The organism is Enterococcus sp. DIV0294 (genome assembly GCF_050558155.1).
GTDB classification, from domain to species: domain Bacteria; phylum Bacillota; class Bacilli; order Lactobacillales; family Enterococcaceae; genus Enterococcus; species Enterococcus faecalis.
The window spans coordinates 540,664-558,934 of record NZ_CP187889.1; the positions used below are offsets into that span (position 1 = coordinate 540,664).

13 protein-coding genes are annotated in these 18,271 nt (G+C 37.2%); 11 read left to right on the forward strand and 2 right to left on the reverse strand.

Annotated elements, in window-relative coordinates; genetic code table 11:
• Window positions 1-187: 187 nt before the first annotated feature.
• The 4 genes from IGJ20_RS02705 to IGJ20_RS02720 all read left to right on the forward strand — a co-directional run bounded on the left by IGJ20_RS02705 (window position 188) and on the right by IGJ20_RS02720 (window position 4,858).
• On the forward strand, window positions 188-637 hold the full coding sequence (locus IGJ20_RS02705) for a hypothetical protein (protein ID WP_002381257.1): 450 nt from the start codon (window positions 188-190) through the stop codon (window positions 635-637).
• Window positions 638-640: 3 nt separating this feature from the next.
• Window positions 641-2,089 (forward strand): helix-turn-helix domain-containing protein, encoded by a 1,449-nt coding sequence (locus tag IGJ20_RS02710; protein WP_002358731.1) that lies wholly within the window; start codon window positions 641-643, stop codon window positions 2,087-2,089.
• Window positions 2,090-2,198: 109 nt separating this feature from the next.
• Window positions 2,199-4,103 (forward strand): heavy metal translocating P-type ATPase, encoded by a 1,905-nt coding sequence (locus tag IGJ20_RS02715; RefSeq protein ID WP_202522342.1) that lies wholly within the window; start codon window positions 2,199-2,201, stop codon window positions 4,101-4,103.
• A 35-nt stretch (window positions 4,104-4,138) separates the two neighbouring features.
• The gene (locus tag IGJ20_RS02720) at window positions 4,139-4,858 is read left to right on the forward strand and encodes an MgtC/SapB family protein (RefSeq protein WP_002361276.1); all 720 of its coding nucleotides are present in this window, start codon (window positions 4,139-4,141) and stop codon (window positions 4,856-4,858) included.
• A 41-nt stretch (window positions 4,859-4,899) separates the two neighbouring features.
• Here the strand turns inward: IGJ20_RS02720 and IGJ20_RS02725 are convergent, their stop codons facing one another.
• Window positions 4,900-5,637 carry an amino acid ABC transporter ATP-binding protein gene (locus IGJ20_RS02725; protein ID WP_002355616.1) on the reverse strand — a complete coding sequence of 246 codons (738 nt, stop codon included), beginning with the start codon at window positions 5,635-5,637 and terminating at the stop codon, window positions 4,900-4,902.
• 1 nt (window position 5,638) lies between these two features.
• Window positions 5,639-7,807, reverse strand: a complete 2,169-nt coding sequence (locus tag IGJ20_RS02730; RefSeq protein ID WP_002355617.1) for an amino acid ABC transporter substrate-binding protein/permease — start codon at window positions 7,805-7,807, stop codon at window positions 5,639-5,641.
• A 278-nt stretch (window positions 7,808-8,085) separates the two neighbouring features.
• On the opposite strand from IGJ20_RS02730, the gene uvrB reads away from it, so the two are divergent.
• From uvrB to IGJ20_RS02765, 7 genes are all read left to right on the forward strand, one after another.
• Window positions 8,086-10,083, forward strand: a complete 1,998-nt coding sequence (gene uvrB, locus IGJ20_RS02735; RefSeq protein ID WP_002368045.1) for an excinuclease ABC subunit UvrB — start codon at window positions 8,086-8,088, stop codon at window positions 10,081-10,083.
• A 117-nt stretch (window positions 10,084-10,200) separates the two neighbouring features.
• Window positions 10,201-13,020: an excinuclease ABC subunit UvrA gene (gene uvrA / locus IGJ20_RS02740; RefSeq protein WP_016633056.1), complete on the forward strand. Its 2,820-nt coding sequence runs from the start codon at window positions 10,201-10,203 to the stop codon at window positions 13,018-13,020.
• 171 nt (window positions 13,021-13,191) lie between these two features.
• Window positions 13,192-13,986 carry a YusW family protein gene (locus tag IGJ20_RS02745; RefSeq protein WP_142963828.1) on the forward strand — a complete coding sequence of 265 codons (795 nt, stop codon included), beginning with the start codon at window positions 13,192-13,194 and terminating at the stop codon, window positions 13,984-13,986.
• A gap of 165 nt (window positions 13,987-14,151) precedes the next feature.
• Window positions 14,152-15,039: an RNase adapter RapZ gene (gene rapZ, locus IGJ20_RS02750; RefSeq protein WP_002355625.1), complete on the forward strand. Its 888-nt coding sequence runs from the start codon at window positions 14,152-14,154 to the stop codon at window positions 15,037-15,039.
• Window positions 15,039-16,034, forward strand: coding sequence for a gluconeogenesis factor YvcK family protein (locus IGJ20_RS02755; protein ID WP_002355627.1), 996 nt, complete (start codon window positions 15,039-15,041; stop codon window positions 16,032-16,034). Before rapZ ends, IGJ20_RS02755 begins: the two co-directional genes overlap by 1 nt.
• 33 nt (window positions 16,035-16,067) lie before the next feature.
• Window positions 16,068-17,003, forward strand: a complete 936-nt coding sequence (whiA, locus tag IGJ20_RS02760; RefSeq protein WP_002358736.1) for a DNA-binding protein WhiA — start codon at window positions 16,068-16,070, stop codon at window positions 17,001-17,003.
• A gap of 233 nt (window positions 17,004-17,236) precedes the next feature.
• On the forward strand, window positions 17,237-18,160 hold the full coding sequence (locus IGJ20_RS02765; RefSeq protein ID WP_002358737.1) for a PEP phosphonomutase: 924 nt from the start codon (window positions 17,237-17,239) through the stop codon (window positions 18,158-18,160).
• The last annotated feature ends 111 nt before the right edge of the window (window positions 18,161-18,271 follow it).

The following is an 18,271-nucleotide window of genomic DNA, read 5'->3' on the forward strand; positions in this document are numbered from 1 at the left end:
TTGATTTGATTATCGGCAACGTTTTTGTTTGTTTTTACTTATCAAACATGCAGTTTATTCAACAAACCTAACTCAAAAAAAGAAATAATAAGAAGGAGTATTGTTAAATATCGTCTGATACCACTTTACTAGTTATATTTTTTGTTTTGTTATGTAGCTAAAGTATTTGGCAATATATGTGAGAAAAATGGATAAATACAAACATTTACTATTATGGAGTACATTGTTACTCTCGTTTTTTCAAGTAACCAATGTGCAAGCAGCAGAAGAACGGAATCCAATTTATAATCCGACCAATCCAACAGAAGAAATTTATCCGATTGAGAATACTGGCACACCAGAAAAAATGGAAGAAACAAATGAAAGTACTATTACTAGCGAAACGCAAGCGGAAGAAAGTAGCGAAGACGTTAGTAAAAAAGAAGTGACAACCAATAATCCAAAAACAAATGAAGAAAGGCCTTCTTCCAAGAAAAGTCAGCATCAAGTATTTTTCACGGATGAATTATTTGATGCTAGCCATATCACCATTGTACCAAATAGCACAGGCGGTGCTGGAACGGAGGGGCAAAACACTTTTTACTTGAATTTCATACGGGAATTAGTAGGAACGGCTATTTATGGGAGAAAGAACTGATAAATGATGAATTATGAAATTTTTTTAAATAAAGAAGATCAACGAAGTTATTCCTTGCTAAGGCATTTAGAAGAAAGTCCCACGCTATCAGGTACTTTTATTGCACTTCGCGAAGAATTATCAATGTCGAATTTTTTAGTCAAAAAAACATTAGAAAAATTAAAAGCAGATATTGACAATCTAAAGTTAAGCGACAGCTTAACTTTAGTCGTTTCTGATGTAGATGTTACACTTGAAATTGATGGAAACTATTCAAGTAAACTTTTGCTCACGAAATACTTAACAGAATCGCTCTCTTTTAAATTAGTGTTGTCTTACTTTAGAGGAAATTATAGTTTGACAAAGTTTGCTGAATGTAATCATGTCAGCACCTCTGTGGCGTATAGTACCTTACAGCGGCTAAAAAAAGCCTTAAAGGAGTATCAGATCTATTTTAGTAAGCGGGAAATTGTCGGCAATCAAAAAGCAATTTCATTTTTTTTGTATAAATTGTTCACGCTTTCCAATCAACCAATTTCCGAACTATATTCGGTAAAAGTTTATAATGAAGCGAAACGTGTATTACAGTCTGTTGAGTTAAACTATACTTTCACCACCTATGAGCGACGCAATTTTTTCCATTATTTAGCTATTATGATTAACAACGAAGGACGTGCGGTGGAAGGGATCGATACGCGTGCACTGAATACATTTTCAGAGGAACTAATAAAAAAATCGCAAGTGGCATGGGCATTGGCCTCAAAATCATTAACGTATACGATTGTTTTTTTCTTGTATTTGCATGGCAAACTAGAGAAAAAATATGTCATTCACGAAGATCCTACGATTGAAAGCCTAACTCGTGTTTTCATTGGAAGTTTTGAAAAAGCATTTAATTGTTTAGAGGAGTCAACAAGGAATACTCTAGAAGAAGGGTTAGCAATTATTCATTTCAATGTTATTTACTTTCCGATTAATATGTTTGACGATTTTGAAATGGATTTACAGTTTTTTAAGCAAACATATCCGGAATTTTATTTTTATTTAATTGAATATATTCGTTGGTTAACAGCAAAACATAAAAAAATTGCGAAAGCCAATCACTGTTTGTTTTTTAACTATCTATTGTTGCTAATTAATCATGTTCCGGTTCATTTAATTGCAGAGCCAGCCAAGGTCCTAATTGATTTTTCTTATGGAAAAGAGTATAACCAATTCATCAAAAAAAATTTATCCGTCTATGTGAATTTAAATGTAGAAATTATTGACCCGTTATCAGATACCTTACCAGATGTGGTGATTACCAATTTAAATAACTTGTATCAAGAAGAACAGAGTAAAGTTATGGTTTGGCTGGATCCACCTCGTTCGATTGATTGGGTCAATTTAACGCAATCATTATTGACTATTCAAGAAGAAAAATATCAACAACAAAAAGAATCGACAAAGACAAGCGGTGATCCTATCGAATAGAATCATCGCTTGTCTTTGTGTTTAAGTCTTTACAAAACCACCCAAGTGTTTTATAATATGAATATACATTCATATGAATAGAAAAACATTAATAAGGAGGCGTATAACAATGTCAAAACAAACAGGTGCACACACACATGAAGAAAAAGGTAAAAACGTTCCAGTTATTCTCTTTTTTACAGGATTGGCTCTTTTCTTTATCGGTTTATTTTTAGGGAACATGCTCTTAGTGAAAAATATTCTTTTCTCGTTAGCTGCTATTTTAGCTGGTTATCATATTATTGGGGAAGGCTTTGGAGATACGTATCGGGATACGAAAAACAATCGAAAGTTTTCGCCTAATATTCATTTGTTAATGACCTTAGCTGCAGTTGGTTCAGCATTAATGGGAAGTTTTGAAGAATCAGCATTGTTGATTTTGATTTTTGCGGCGGCGCATTTCCTTGAAGATTATGCTCAAGGCAAAAGCCAACGTGAAATTACAAAACTATTAAATTTAAATCCAACAGAAGCTCGCCTGATAACAGATGACGGCTCAATTCAAACTGTGTCAGTTGAACAATTGAAGATTGGTGACCGCGTGCAAGTCCTCAATGGTGCGCAAATCCCGACAGATGGCGTCGTGATTGAAGGAAGTACCGCTGTGGATGAATCATCTATTAATGGGGAAAGTATTCCCAAAGAAAAAAATAGTGGGGACCCAGTTTTTGGTAGTACCATGAACGGTTCAGGCACAATTGTTGTTGAAGTAACGAAAGATAGTTCAGAAACAGTTTTTGCAAAAATCGTACAGCTCGTGAACCAATCACAAGAAAATCAATCAGAAATTGCAAGCAAAATTAAACGATTTGAACCGAAATATGTCACACTAGTTTTAGCAGTTTTTCCACTAATTGTTTTAGGTGGCGCATTACTTTTCCAATTGACTTGGGCTGAAAGTTTTTACAGAGGCTTGGTCTTCTTAATTGCTGCCTCACCTTGTGCTTTAGCAGCGAGTGCCGTTCCGGCAACTTTATCAGGAATTTCCAATTTAGCGAAACAAGGCGTGTTGTTTAAAGGTGGCTCATTCTTATCAAATTTAGCTGAAGTGAAAGCACTCGCTTTTGATAAAACAGGCACACTAACAAAAGGAAAACCTGAGGTAACAGATTATCTTTTTGTTGATGGCTTAGAAGATCGCCAAGACGAATTAGTAGCTGTTTTAACAAATATGGAGAAAAAATCCAATCATCCATTGGCGACGGCGATTGTTAATCGCTTTGAAGCAGAAACAACGGCTTTAAATTTAGAAGTAGAAAATATTGTCGGGGTGGGTTTAGTAACGACCATTGCAGACACAACTTTTAGAATTGGTAAACCATCTAGTTTCGAACAAGTGCCAACAATCATTGAGAAACAAACAACGAAATTAGCGAGTGAAGGCAAAACGGTAGTGTACTTTGCCGAAAATGAACAAGTGATTGGTTTGGTGGCATTGATGGATGTTCCTAATGAAGAAGCAATGAACGCCATTCACTATTTCAAGTCACAAAATATTGAAACAACAATGATTACAGGAGATGCAAAACTTACGGGTGAAGCAGTTGGCCGCTTAGTAGGCGTGGACCAAGTTTATGCTAATGTTTTGCCTGAGGAAAAATCAGCGATTGTTGATCAATTAAAACGCGAAGTAGGAATGACAGGGATGGTTGGTGATGGCATTAACGATGCGCCCGCTTTAGTGAATGCTGATATTGGAGTGGCGATGGGGGATGGTACAGACATTGCTATCGATGTTGCAGACGTGGTAGTGATGAAAAATGATCTTTCTAAATTAGGCTATGCTCACCGTGTCTCAAAACGCTTGAATAAAGTTGTGCAGCAAAATATTATTTTTTCAATGTTAGTGGTAGCAACGTTAATTATCTTGAACTTTTTAGGTATTGCGAATATCGCATTTAGCGTACTTATTCATGAAGGAAGTACCTTAGTGGTCATTTTTAATGGCTTGCGTTTATTAGTTAATACAAAATAAGTCAAATAGTCACTTGCAAGAAAGGAGAGAAAGCGATGAATTCTTTAAAAATGATTGAACTTTCTCTCACCGACGTTGTCATTCGGATGGCTCTAGCCGTGGTTTTTGGAGCTTTGATTGGGTTAGAAAGAAGTATTAAAAGAAAAGGCTTCGGTATCAGTAGTAATGCCATTTTATGTTTGGCCTCTTGTACGATTTCCATTTTACAGATTCAATCGGTGGATATTTTAGTCGATGTGGTGAAACAAAATAGCGCCTTGGCGTCCATTATTTCTATGGATATTACACGATATGGCGCCCAAGTGATTAGTGGTGTAGGCTTTCTCGGTGCGGGGATTATCGTTTTTAGAGAAAGGAAAGTCTCTGGGTTAACGACAGCAGTAATGATGTGGAATGTTACTATTATTGGTTTAGTCATTGGGATGGGCTTTTTAACCATTGCATTTATCAATCTCGTGGCAACTTTGCTAGTATTAGCTCTGGCCCATTTTAAACGAAAGACTCCTTTAAAACGATTGCAGCTTATCGTAAAAATGAAGGAACCTATGATTAAAGAAAGCCGACTGCATGAACAACTTCAAGCTTCTTTAGAAAAAGGGGAGCGCTTAGTAGAATTGACTTTGGAATCCGAACAAGAGGCAGTGACAGCAAAGATTTCTTATGTAGGCAAAGAAGATTTCTGGCATTCCAACTTGCACCATCTCTTGAAAGAAAAAGGGCACGTTCAATCTGTCTCTGTCACGGAAACAATTTAACCATAAAATAAAGCACTTGGGCGCTAGCCAAGTGCTTTTGTTTAAATATTTAATACTTTATCTAAGAAATCTTTTGTTCGAGGGTTTTGAGGATTTTCAAAGACTTGCTCTGGCGAACCATCTTCTAGGAAGTTACCGCCATCAATGAACATTACTCGATTAGCCACTTCTTTTGCAAAGCCCATTTCGTGAGTAACGATGACCATTGTCATTCCTTGTTTTGCTAAATCTTTCATTACACCAAGAACATCGCCAACCATTTCTGGATCAAGAGCTGATGTTGGCTCATCGAAAAGCATAATATCAGGATTCATCGCTAACGCACGTGCAATTGCGACACGTTGTTTTTGACCACCAGATAAAGAATCTGGATAGGCATCTTTTTTATCTGCCAACCCAACACGTTCTAAAAGTTCTAACGCTTTTTTCTCCGCTTCGTCTTTTGATAAGCGACCTAAATCGGTTGGTGCTAAAACAATATTTTCTAAAATAGATAAATGTGGAAACAAATTGAAATGTTGGAAAACCATGCCGATATGTTGACGGACTTGGTTGATGTCCGTATTTTTATCTGTCAAGTTCGCACCATCAATAATAATGTCTCCGCTAGAAGCTTCTTCTAATTGATTCAAGCAACGTAAAAAAGTACTTTTACCAGAACCAGAAGGACCGATGACGCAGACTACGTCGCCTTCGTTAATAGAAACATTAATGTCGTTTAAGACCGTGTTGTCACCATATTTTTTTACTAAATGTTCAACTAAGATTTTTTCAGTCATATTAGTTCACCTTCTTTTCAAGGTTTTTCGCTAATTTAGTTAAGCTAGTAATTAAAATTAAGTAGATTAACGCAATAACGAAGTAAACCATTGTACTTTGTAATGTCCGAGCAACAATAATTTTTCCTGTTTGTAGTAGTTCGATTAAGCCAATTGCTGAAAGGATAGTTGTATCTTTCAATGAAATAACAAATTGGTTAATGAATGAAGGAATCATAATGCGAATCGCTTGTGGTAAAATAATTTTTTGCATTGTCCGATTATAGGAAAGACCTAAACTTCTTGAAGCTTCCATTTGGCCAACTGGAACAGCTTTGATTCCGCCGCGCACAATTTCAGAAATATAGGCACTGGCATTTAAAGTTAATGTGATAATCCCAGCAATGAAGACCGGGATATTAAAGCCAAGCACACCAGGTAATCCGAAATAGATGAAGAACGCTAAGACCATTAAAGGAATTCCGCGAATTAAATCAACATAAATGGTTGAAAGTACACGTAATGCTTTGATTGGTGAAACGCTGAATAGCCCAAAAATAACGCCGACAATTAAAGCAAGTACGAAGGAAATCAACGTTAATAGAATCGTCATCCATAAACCGTGTAACAATTGTTTCCAGTTGTTTTGCATGAAGCCAACAAACGTAGATTCGTCAGCTGTTTCTTCTTTGGCTTCGTTGCCATCTTTCACGTAAGTGCCGATAATTTTATCGTATTCACCTGTACGTTTCATTTCTTTTAAGCCTTCGTTAAACATTTCAAGTAGTTCAGGATTTTGCCCTTTTTTGACAGCAAAACCGTAAGAACCACCTTTTTCACGAGGAATTGGTGTCGCTAGTGGTTGATTTTGCGCAACCCCATAGCCAATGACAGGATAATCATCCATCATGGCATCAACTTCGCCAATTTCTAATGCACTGTATAATGCATCAGTTGTGTCTAAATACTTAATTGAGTAATCATATTTCTTTTTATTTTTTTCTAAGAAATCAGCACTTTCAGTACCAATTTTTACGCCGACTTTTTTGCCTTTTAAATCATCATACGATTTAATTTTGTCATTGCCTTTTTTGACCGCAATTTGAATACCGCTATCAAAGTAAGGAACAGAGAAGTCGAAGGCTTTTTTACGATCATCCGTAATCGTCATGCCTGCAACCATCCCATCTGCTTGACCAGATTCAACAGCTTGGACAGCAGAACTAAAACCAATAAATTTAAATTCAACAGTAAAACCTTGCAATTCAGCTGCACGTTTGACTAAATCTACATCAATTCCGACATAATCGCCTTGGGCATTTTGAAACTCAAACGGAGCAAACGTAGAATCACTAGCAATCACATATTTCTCTTTTTTAGGAGTGATTTTTTTCATCTGTTCGCCAGCGTCTTGTGTGTTTGTTTCATCACCTGTCGCTAAGTAGTTGTTTAAAATTTTATCATAAGTACCATTGTCTTTAAGATTTTTCAAACCAGCGTTGAACTTTTTGATTAATTCAGGGTTTTGACCTTTTTTCACTGCGAAACCATAAGAACTGCCTGTTTCTTTATCGCCAACTAATTGTAATTTTTGGCCATTTTTCACTGCGTAGCCCAATACAGGATAATCATCAACGATTGCATCCGCTTCGCCGTTTTCTAAGGCTTTATAAAGACCCGTTGCATCGTCAAAATTTTTGATGGTGTAGTCATATTTCTCTTTATTTTTTTCAAGGAAATTGGCACTTTCAGTTCCAACTTTAGCCGCAACCGTTTTGCCTTTTAAATCATCATATGATTTAATTTTGTCGTTTCCTTTTTTAACCGCTAATTGTAAACCGCTATCGAAGTATGGATCTGAAAAATCAAAGGATTTTTTTCGCTCATCCGTAATACTCATTCCAGCAATCATGCCATCAATTTGTTTAGATTGAATCGCTTGGACTGCACTATCGAAGCCTAATGGTTTTAAATCCACTTCAAAACCTTGATCTTTGGCAATCGCATCTAATAAATCAACGTCAATACCAATGTATTTTCCTTTTGAGTCTTGGAATTCAAAAGGGGCGAATGTTAAATCCGTTCCAATTGTATATTTCTTTCCTTCTGCATGTGCTGAAGTGCCACTAATGAATGTTAGCAGAGTTACCATCATCACAAAGAAAGAAAGTAAAAAGTGTTTCCTTTTCATAAAATACCTCCTAGTTTTGCATATTGAACAATTATATAGTAAGAAATAGGAAGCTGACAAGTATTTGAACGCTAAAAAGAGAAAAAAACTCTAATTTCCTTACATTGCATGTTATAAAATGTGACATAGAAATTAAGAACAAAAGATTAAGATCAGTTGAAGTCCGAAACAGCAAAAGTGGCGAAAATATGTTCGGTATGTTAAACTAATAAGTGGACATTCTGCCAGAATGGGCCGATAATTTAAGAGAAATTAGACACTTTGAGGGGGAGTTATAAATGATCGAAAGAGAAACTTCCAATACCTTTCATTTGGCTTCTAAATATGAGCCTGCCGGAGATCAGCCAGCCGCTATTGCTGAACTAGTTGACGGTGTCAAAGGTGGAGAAAAAGCTCAAATTTTACTTGGAGCGACCGGAACAGGTAAAACATTTACAATCTCTAATGTGATTCAAGAAGTGAACAAACCAACATTAGTGATTGCACATAATAAAACACTAGCTGGACAATTATACGGGGAATTTAAAGAATTTTTCCCAGATAATGCGGTCGAGTATTTTGTCAGTTACTATGATTATTATCAACCAGAAGCATATGTACCCTCAAGTGATACATATATTGAAAAAGATTCCAGTATTAATGATGAAATTGATAAACTACGCCATTCAGCGACAAGTTCTTTATTGGAACGAAACGATGTCATCGTGGTAGCATCAGTTTCTTGTATTTTTGGTTTAGGGGATCCGCGGGAATACAGTCAACAAGTTGTTTCATTACGTGTGGGAATGGAAATGGATCGTAATGAGTTACTAAAAAGCTTAGTCGATATTCAATTCGAACGAAATGATATTGATTTTCAACGGGGGCGTTTTCGTGTCCGCGGTGATGTGGTTGAGATATTCCCAGCTTCACGAGATGAGCATGCGCTACGTGTTGAATTTTTCGGAGACGAAATTGATCGAATTCGTGAAGTAGATGCGTTAACTGGTGAAATTGTCGGCGAAACAGAGCATGTCGCTATTTTTCCGGCAACACACTTCGTGACGAACGAAGAACATATGGAACACGCCATATCGCAGATCCAAGAAGAATTAGAGGCACGTTTGAAAGTGCTTCGCAGTGAAAACAAATTATTGGAAGCCCAACGTTTGGAACAGCGAACTAACTATGATATTGAGATGATGAGAGAGATGGGCTATACGTCAGGGATTGAGAATTACTCTCGACATATGGACGGTCGCCAAGAGGGAGAGCCGCCGTATACGCTGTTGGACTTTTTCCCAGATGACTTCTTACTTGTAATCGATGAGTCTCATGTAACAATGCCGCAAATTAGAGGAATGTATAATGGCGACCGAGCACGGAAACAAATGTTAGTGGACTATGGTTTCCGTTTACCAAGTGCACTTGATAACCGACCGCTTCGTTTAGAAGAATTTGAACAACATGTAAACCAAATTGTTTATGTATCGGCAACACCAGGCCCTTATGAAATGGAACAAACAGAGACTGTTGTTCAACAAATCATTCGACCAACAGGTTTACTAGATCCAGAAGTAGAAATCCGCCCAATTATGGGTCAAATTGATGACTTGGTGGGCGAAATTAATGAACGGATCGAAAAAGATCAGCGGGTGTTTGTCACAACCTTAACGAAGAAAATGGCCGAAGATTTAACCGACTATTTCAAAGAATTAGGCTTAAAAGTTAAATATTTGCATAGTGATATAAAAACACTGGAAAGAACGGAGATTATTCGCGATTTACGATTAGGCGAATTTGATATTCTAATTGGTATTAACTTATTACGTGAAGGAATCGATGTGCCAGAAGTTTCCTTAATTGCGATTCTAGATGCGGATAAAGAAGGCTTCTTACGTAGTGAACGCTCGTTAGTGCAAACGATGGGACGGGCTGCCCGGAACGCCGAAGGAAAAGTCATTATGTATGCAGATAAAATCACCGATTCGATGCAACGAGCTATGGATGAAACGGCACGACGTCGGGCAATCCAAGAAGCATATAATGAAGAACATGGCATTGAACCAAAAACAATTATTAAAGAAATTCGTGATTTGATTTCTATTTCCAAAACAGCTGATAAAGATGAAACAGTGGTTCAATTGGATAAATCATATGAAGATTTATCAAGACAAGAAAAAGCTGATTTATTAATGAAACTTGAAAGAGAAATGAAAGATGCGGCCAAAGCATTAGACTTCGAAACTGCAGCCACATTACGAGATACCATTCTTGAATTGAAAGCTGCCAAATAAGTCAACCAACGGATTAAGTAAAAGATACGATGAACCATCGTATCTTTTACTAATCTTTTCTCTATAGAATGACTTGAAATGATTTGACGTAAGAGATTTAGTAAAAGGAGAACATATATGGCAAATGATAAAATTGTGATTCATGGTGCACGCGCCCATAACTTAAAAAATATTGATGTCACGATTCCTCGTGACAAAATGGTTGTTGTAACTGGACTATCTGGTTCTGGCAAAAGTTCATTAGCGTTTGATACGCTTTACGCAGAAGGGCAACGACGTTATGTAGAGAGTCTCTCTGCTTATGCGCGACAATTTTTGGGGCAGATGGATAAACCAGATGTTGACAGCATCGATGGTTTAAGTCCAGCTATTTCAATTGATCAAAAGACGACAAGTAAAAACCCACGCTCAACGGTGGGGACGGTCACAGAAATCAATGATTATTTACGATTGTTATTTGCTCGGGTAGGTCATCCAATTTGTCCTAACGATCATATTGAAATTACCAGTCAGTCTGTTGAACAGATGGTTGATAAAGTCTTAGAGCTACCAGAGCGAACAAAAATTCAAATTTTGGCCCCTGTTGTGGTCAAGAAAAAAGGCCAACATAAAAAAGTGTTTGAAATGATCCAACGTGAAGGGTATGTCAGAATGCGGGTGGATGGTGAAACCTATGATGTTAGTGAGGCACCAGAACTTGAAAAAAATAAAAAACATGATATTGCGATTGTGATTGACCGTATCGTTGTGAAAGAAGGCATTCGCTCTCGGTTGTTTGATTCGTTTGAAGCGGCTTTGCGTTTAGCTGAAGGTTACGCAATTGTTGATGTGATTGGTCAAGAAGAGATGTTGTTTAGTGAACATTATGCTTGTCCTTATTGTGGGTTCACAGTCGGTGAATTGGAACCGCGCTTGTTTTCATTTAATGCACCATTTGGCGCTTGTCCCGATTGTGATGGTTTAGGTGTTAAATTAGAAGTGGACAAAGACTTAGTGATTCCAGATCCCACTAAAACCTTGAGAGAAGGAGCCATTGTTCCGTGGAACCCTATTAGTTCCCAATATTATCCACAAATGTTGGAGCAAGCAGCCACCAGTTTTGGGATTGATATGGATACGCCGTTTGAAGAATTACCTTCAGACCAACAAGAAATTATTTTAAATGGTTCTGGCGAGAAAAACTTTCATTTTCATTATGAAAATGACTTTGGTGGTGTTCGTGATGTGGAAGTGCCATTTGAAGGGATTTTAAAAAATATTAAACGACGTTATCATGAAACAAATAGCGATTTTACACGAGATCAAATGCGGTTATACATGACAGAATTGACTTGTCGAAGCTGTCAAGGGTATCGTTTGAATCCGCAAGCTTTAGCTGTAAAAATCAATGGCACGCACATTGGTGAAGTCAGTGAATTAGCAATAAAAAATGCGGTCCAATTTTTTGAAGGTGTGTCTTTATCTGAACAAGAAACAACGATTGCTCGGCCAATTTTAAAAGAAGTCGAAGATCGGTTAACCTTCTTAAAAAATGTCGGGTTAGATTACTTAACCTTAAGTCGAGCTGCCGGCACACTTTCTGGCGGAGAAGCACAAAGAATTCGCTTAGCAACACAAATTGGATCAAACTTATCAGGCGTTCTTTACATTTTAGATGAACCATCAATTGGTTTGCATCAACGAGATAACGACCGCTTGATTGACTCATTGAAAAAAATGCGGGACTTAGGCAATACATTAATTGTGGTGGAACATGATGAAGATACAATGATGGCTTCGGATTACTTGATTGATGTGGGACCTGGCGCTGGACATCTGGGCGGTGAAATTGTAGCCGCTGGTACGCCGGAAGAGGTTGCTAAAAATCCGCATTCATTGACTGGACAATATCTTTCTGGGAAAAAAGTGATTCCTGTACCAAAAGAACGTCGCAAAGGTAATGGCAAAGCGATCAAAGTCACTGGTGCCAGTGAAAATAATTTAAAAAATGTCAGTGTTGAATTTCCGCTGGGTGAATTTGTTGCTGTCACAGGCGTTTCAGGTTCAGGGAAAAGTACTTTAGTCAATCAAATTTTGAAAAAAGCGCTGGCCCAAAAATTAAATCGTAATTCCAATAAACCTGGGAAACACAAAAGCATCACTGGTTATGAAGCCATTGAAAAGATTGTTGACATTGACCAAAGTCCAATTGGTCGAACACCAAGAAGTAATCCAGCGACTTATACTAGTGTTTTTGATGACATTCGCGATTTGTTTGCCCAAACAAATGAAGCCAAGGTTCGTGGCTATAAAAAAGGCCGCTTTAGTTTTAACGTCAAAGGTGGCCGTTGTGAAGCTTGTCGCGGGGATGGTATCATCAAAATTGAAATGCACTTTTTACCTGATGTCTATGTGCCTTGCGAAGTTTGTCATGGCAAACGTTATAATTCTGAGACGTTAGAAGTTCATTATAAAGGCAAAAACATTTCTGATATTTTAGATATGACGGTGGAAGATGCCGTAGAATTTTTCAAACATATCCCTAAAATTCATCGTAAATTGCAAACAATTGTGGATGTAGGCTTAGGCTATGTGACATTGGGGCAGCCAGCAACTACTTTATCTGGTGGAGAAGCACAGCGGATGAAGCTAGCGAGTGAACTTCATAAAAATTCTAATGGGAAAAACTTTTATATTCTGGATGAACCAACAACAGGCTTGCATACCGATGATATTGCGCGATTGCTTCTAGTATTAGAGCGTTTAGTGGAAGCGGGCAATACCGTTTTAGTGATTGAACATAACTTAGATGTCATCAAATCTGCGGATCATGTGATTGATCTAGGGCCAGAAGGTGGCGACGGTGGTGGGACGATCGTGGCGACAGGAACACCAGAAGAAGTTGCTAAAGTCAAAGACAGTTACACAGGATATTATTTAAAACGTGTTCTGAAATAAACATTAATGATTAGATAAAGAACCTTGTTTTTATGGGAAACAAGGTTCTTTTATTATAAAATAACAAATATTTTTTAATAAAAATTAAAAATAAATGTTGGCTTAATGTGTAATTAAAAGATATACTATGTTTGTTAACAAAATAACAATGAACACGAAGGGAAGTCTTAAATGAAAAACAAAAAAATAACAACAAGTTTATTAACAGCAGGAATGGTCTTAGCTATCGGAATCACACCTTTTGTACATAGTAACACAATGGAAGCAGCTACTTTAATTTCACAATCAGACCATGAAAAAGTAATGAGTTTTACCAAGAAAGACTTAAAAGAAGCAACGGGCATTCAATTGGAGCCGGCGACAGTACAAGCCGTTCATCAGGAATTAAAGCAACAAATCACCTGGGAAACATTAGGCTATTCCACAATTGATGCGCAAAATATTGCGACACGTTTTACACAAAATACATATCAGGCTCTGGGGATTTTAACAGATATCGCCAACCATTCAGACCTTCAATTGAAAGTCATTACCATTAATAATCCCTATCTAGCAACAGCTAAAATTGGTACCTTTAAGTGGGAAACTGTAACTCCTGAAGTTGGTGGGGACCATGAAACAGCAGACAATGAACTAACCACACCGACACCGACTGTTGCAAGTCTTCAAGAGATTGACGTAGAAATCGAATACGACGAAAATGAAATTGAGTTCACCTATGAAATAAAATCGAACGGAACAATTGAAGCAACGTATGAAGATGAATCTGCTGATTTAGAATTAGAAGGTAAGGCAGCACAAGACAAAATCATGACTCTTTTAGGTGGATTGTCAATCAAAACAGCTACAAATGAACAAATTAAAGAACACATTACGAAAAAGTTAGCCGTGAATGAACAAGTAAAACAATTTGAGTTTGAAGCTAATTTTACTGATAAAACAGAAATTGAGTTTGTATTAAAATAACACACAGTTATATAGCATAATTCAGCAATTAAAACAGCGTTGACAAAAATGTCAATGCTGTTTTTCTATGAAAGAATAGAAATCTTTATAAGAATGATTGAAAAGCTTTCTTTGATACGCCCGGGGTGTTATAATATAGTGATGCAAGTGAAGGGAGTGTTGAATATGCCAGAAAATTTACAACTGGTTATTATTACAGGAATGAGTGGCGCTGGAAAAACAGTCGCTGTTCAAAGCTTTGAAGACATGGGCTATTTCTGTATCGACAATTTACCACCAAGCTTAATCCCAAAATTTTGGGAATTAATTAAAGAATCTGGAAAAGTTACCAAGATTGCGTTAGTGATTGATTTACGTTCACGGACCTTCTTTAGAGAAATTCAGGATATGTTAGTCGAACTTGAAAATACTAATTTTATTGATACAACGATTTTATTTTTAGATGCCACCGATGAAGAATTGGTTTCTCGTTATAAAGAGACACGGCGTGCGCATCCAATGGCGATGGATGGTTTAGTGACAGAAGGTATTCGTAAAGAACGTGCAATGCTGGAAGAAATCAAGGCGGATGCTCAGTTGGTTATTGATACCACGGACTTGTCCCCTCGTCAATTGCGGGAACGTTTGAATAAAGAACTAGCAACGAGAGAGACACACGAATTTCGAGTGGAAATGGTGTCCTTCGGCTTTAAATATGGCTTGCCGATTGATGCAGATATCGTCATGGATGTTCGCTTTTTACCTAACCCCCATTATATTGATGAACTACGGCCGTTAACTGGAATGGATCAACCTGTTTATGATTATGTGATGGGCTTCCCAGAAACAGATGAATTTTATACAAAATTTATCGATTTACTGCGAACAGTCTTACCTGGATATAAAAAAGAAGGTAAAAGTAGCGTTACCATTGCAATTGGCTGTACTGGCGGACAACATCGCTCTGTTGCATTGACAGAACGTGTTGGCGCTGAATTAAAAGAGGAAGATTACCATGTAAATATTACCCACCGCGACCGCTTAAAAAGAAAAGAAACGGTTAATCGCTCTTAATGAAAACCTATCGAATTCGTAAACCGAAGATTGTGGTTGTTGGTGGTGGAACAGGCTTGCCAGTAATTTTAAAAAGTTTAAGAAATCAAAGTGTTGATATTACTGCCGTCGTAACGGTCGCTGATGATGGCGGTAGTAGTGGCGAGCTTCGTTCCTCTATTAATAACATGACACCTCCGGGAGATTTAAGAAATGTTTTAGTTGCATTGTCAGATATGCCACAATTATATGAAGATATTTTTCAATATCGTTTTGATAAATCAGATAGTCATTTTGCCAATCATGCAATCGGTAATTTAATCATTGCTGCTGTCTCAGAAATGAGAGGAAGCACGTATGAAGCGATTCAATTGCTTTCAAAAATGATGCATGTTGATGGACGGATTTATCCATCATCAGAACGGCCATTAACGTTACATGCCGTATTTAAAGATGGCTCAGTGGCGGTGGGAGAATCAAAAATTGCACTGGATCGCAAGACAATTGACCATGTGTTTGTAACAAATACACACGGAGAAGAACAGCCAAGAGCTGCGCGCAAAGTCGTCAAAGCAATTGAAGAAGCAGACATGGTCGTGTTAGGACCAGGGAGTCTTTTTACAAGTATTTTACCTAATTTAGTTATTACAGAAATTGGTGAAGCCATCAAACAAACAGCTGCGGAAGTAGTCTATATTTGTAACATCATGACCCAAAAAGGGGAAACGGAACATTTTACGGATGCAGATCATGTTCGTGTCTTAAACGAACATCTACAAGCGCAGTTTGTTGATACAGTGCTGGTTAATACAGAAAAAGTACCAGAAAATTACATGGATCCTGAAATTTATGATGAATATTTGGTTCAAGTAAAGCATGATTTTCAAGGATTACGTGAAGAAGGATGCCGAGTCATTTCGACAGACTTTTTAGAATTAAGAGATGGCGGAGTTTTTCATGATGGGGAAAAAGTTGTTGAAGAACTTTTCCGTATCGTATTTGGAACGAAATATTAATTAATCAAAAGAATCAAGAGAGGAGGAGCTTAGATGTCTTTTGCCTCGGATGTCAAAAAAGAGTTAACTGGTTTAGAAGTCCATCGAGAACACGCGAAAGCAGAATTAGCAGCATTAATTCGGATGAACGGCTCACTTAGCTTAGTTAATCAACAGTTTGTCTTGAATGTACAAACGGAAAATGCTGCAATTGCTCGTCGAATGTATTCATTGCTGAAAGATCATTACCATGCACAAGCAGAATTATTAGTTCGTAAAAAAATGAAACTAAAGAAAAATAATGTTTACATTGTGCGTCTAAAACAAGATACACAAAAAATTCTAGCTGATTTGGATATTATGGATGGGGTCGTTTTTAATGGCAATGTGTCAAATGAAATCATGGGTAACGCGCAAAAAATGCGTTCCTATTTACGCGGGGCCTTTATGGCTTCTGGCTCAGTTAATAATCCGGAAACAAGTCGCTATCATTTAGAAATTTTTTCAATTTATGAAGAACACAATAATGATATTTGTAAGATGTTGAATTACTATGACTTAAACGCTCGAACATTGGGACGCCGAAATGGGTATATTTGTTATTTAAAAGGTGCTGAAAAAATTGCCGACTTTTTAACATTAATTGGTGCCACGAACTCTATGTTGAAATTTGAAGATGTCCGGATTGTCCGTGATATGCGGAATTCAGTAAATCGTTTAGTGAATTGCGAAACAGCGAATTTAAATAAAACCATTGATGCGGCTTCAAAACAAATTGAAAATATTCAATTTATTGAAAGTACAGTAGGGCTGACGTCATTACCGGAGAAACTTCAGGAAATCGCAGAATTACGGTTAGAGTATCCGGAAGTTAGTCTCAAAGAACTAGGGGAAATGATTCCTTCAGGAGCTATTTCTAAGTCAGGTATTAATCATCGTATTCGAAAAATTAATGAATTTGCAGAAAAATTACGAGAAAAAAGTGCGTAACTTTTCTGCTCCAGAAGTGAAGAATAACATTTCCGTTTGAAGTGCTATCCTTCACTTTTTCTTTAAGCGTGTAAAAAAAATTAAAGTGTGTAAAAAGTGTGTAGCACTGAAATGTAGTGTTGACCTGTGGTTTAAAGAAACGACGTTGGCACGAATGTTGCATGTAATAAAATGCAAGCGATTACTTATTGCTGTTTTTAACTAAAACATTAAAAACTATTGGAGGGGTCAAAATGGTTCAACGATTAATTAGTGCAAATGCATCAGAAATCAAACGGATGTCAAAAGAAGAGCTGTTTCAGAGTATTAAAGCGAGCGAAGGGCGCGTAATTTTATCGGAAAATGTGGTAGTTCATCCATCCGTAGCAGGTGATATCACTTGTGCGGAAATGTCAAAAGCATATGGCGCAGACATGATTTTATTGAATGTTTTCGATGTTAATCAACCGATTGTAGTAGCCGCTTATGAAGGGCAATATACTGCGGAAACATGTGTCCCTAATGATGAGGTTGTTCATCGTTTGAAAGAACTAGTCGGTTTACCGATTGGCATGAATGTCGAACCTGTTGATGAAAATTTAGACTTAGCTTCAACGAGAGTTTCGATTGAACCAGGTAGAAAAGCATCAGCAGCTACTTTCAAAAAAGCCAATGAACTGGGTTTGGATTTTATCTTATTGACAGGTAATCCAGGAACTGGCGTGACCAACGACTTGATTGCTAAGAACGTGGCCTTAGCCAAAAAACATTTTGACGGCATCATTATTGCCGGAAAAATGCACAGTTCAGGCGTAGATGAACCAGTGGTCAGTTTAAAATCAGCTGAACAATTTATTGAAGCGGGTGCTGATATTGTCTTAGTCCCAGCAGTCGGCACGGTTTGGGGCATCGATGATCAACAAGTCAAAGAAGTTGTGGATTTTGCACATTCAAAAGGAAAATTAGTTATGAGTGCCATTGGAACTTCACAAGAAAGTGCTCAACCTGAAGTTATCCAAGCAATCGGCATTAGAAATAAAATTTTAGGCGTAGATATTCAACATATTGGCGATGCCAATATGGGCTTAGTTGGTATTGAAAATATTAAAGAGCTTTCTGATGCGATACGTGGGAAAAGACATACTGTTGCTAGAATGGCTCGTTCGATTAATCGTTAAAAAAGTGAACAGAGGCACGAATTCAGAAAATTTGAATTCGTGTCTTATGATTTTTTTATTGAAAAACGGTATACTAAAAGAGAAATAAAGGTTTGAAAGGATGAGGTTTTT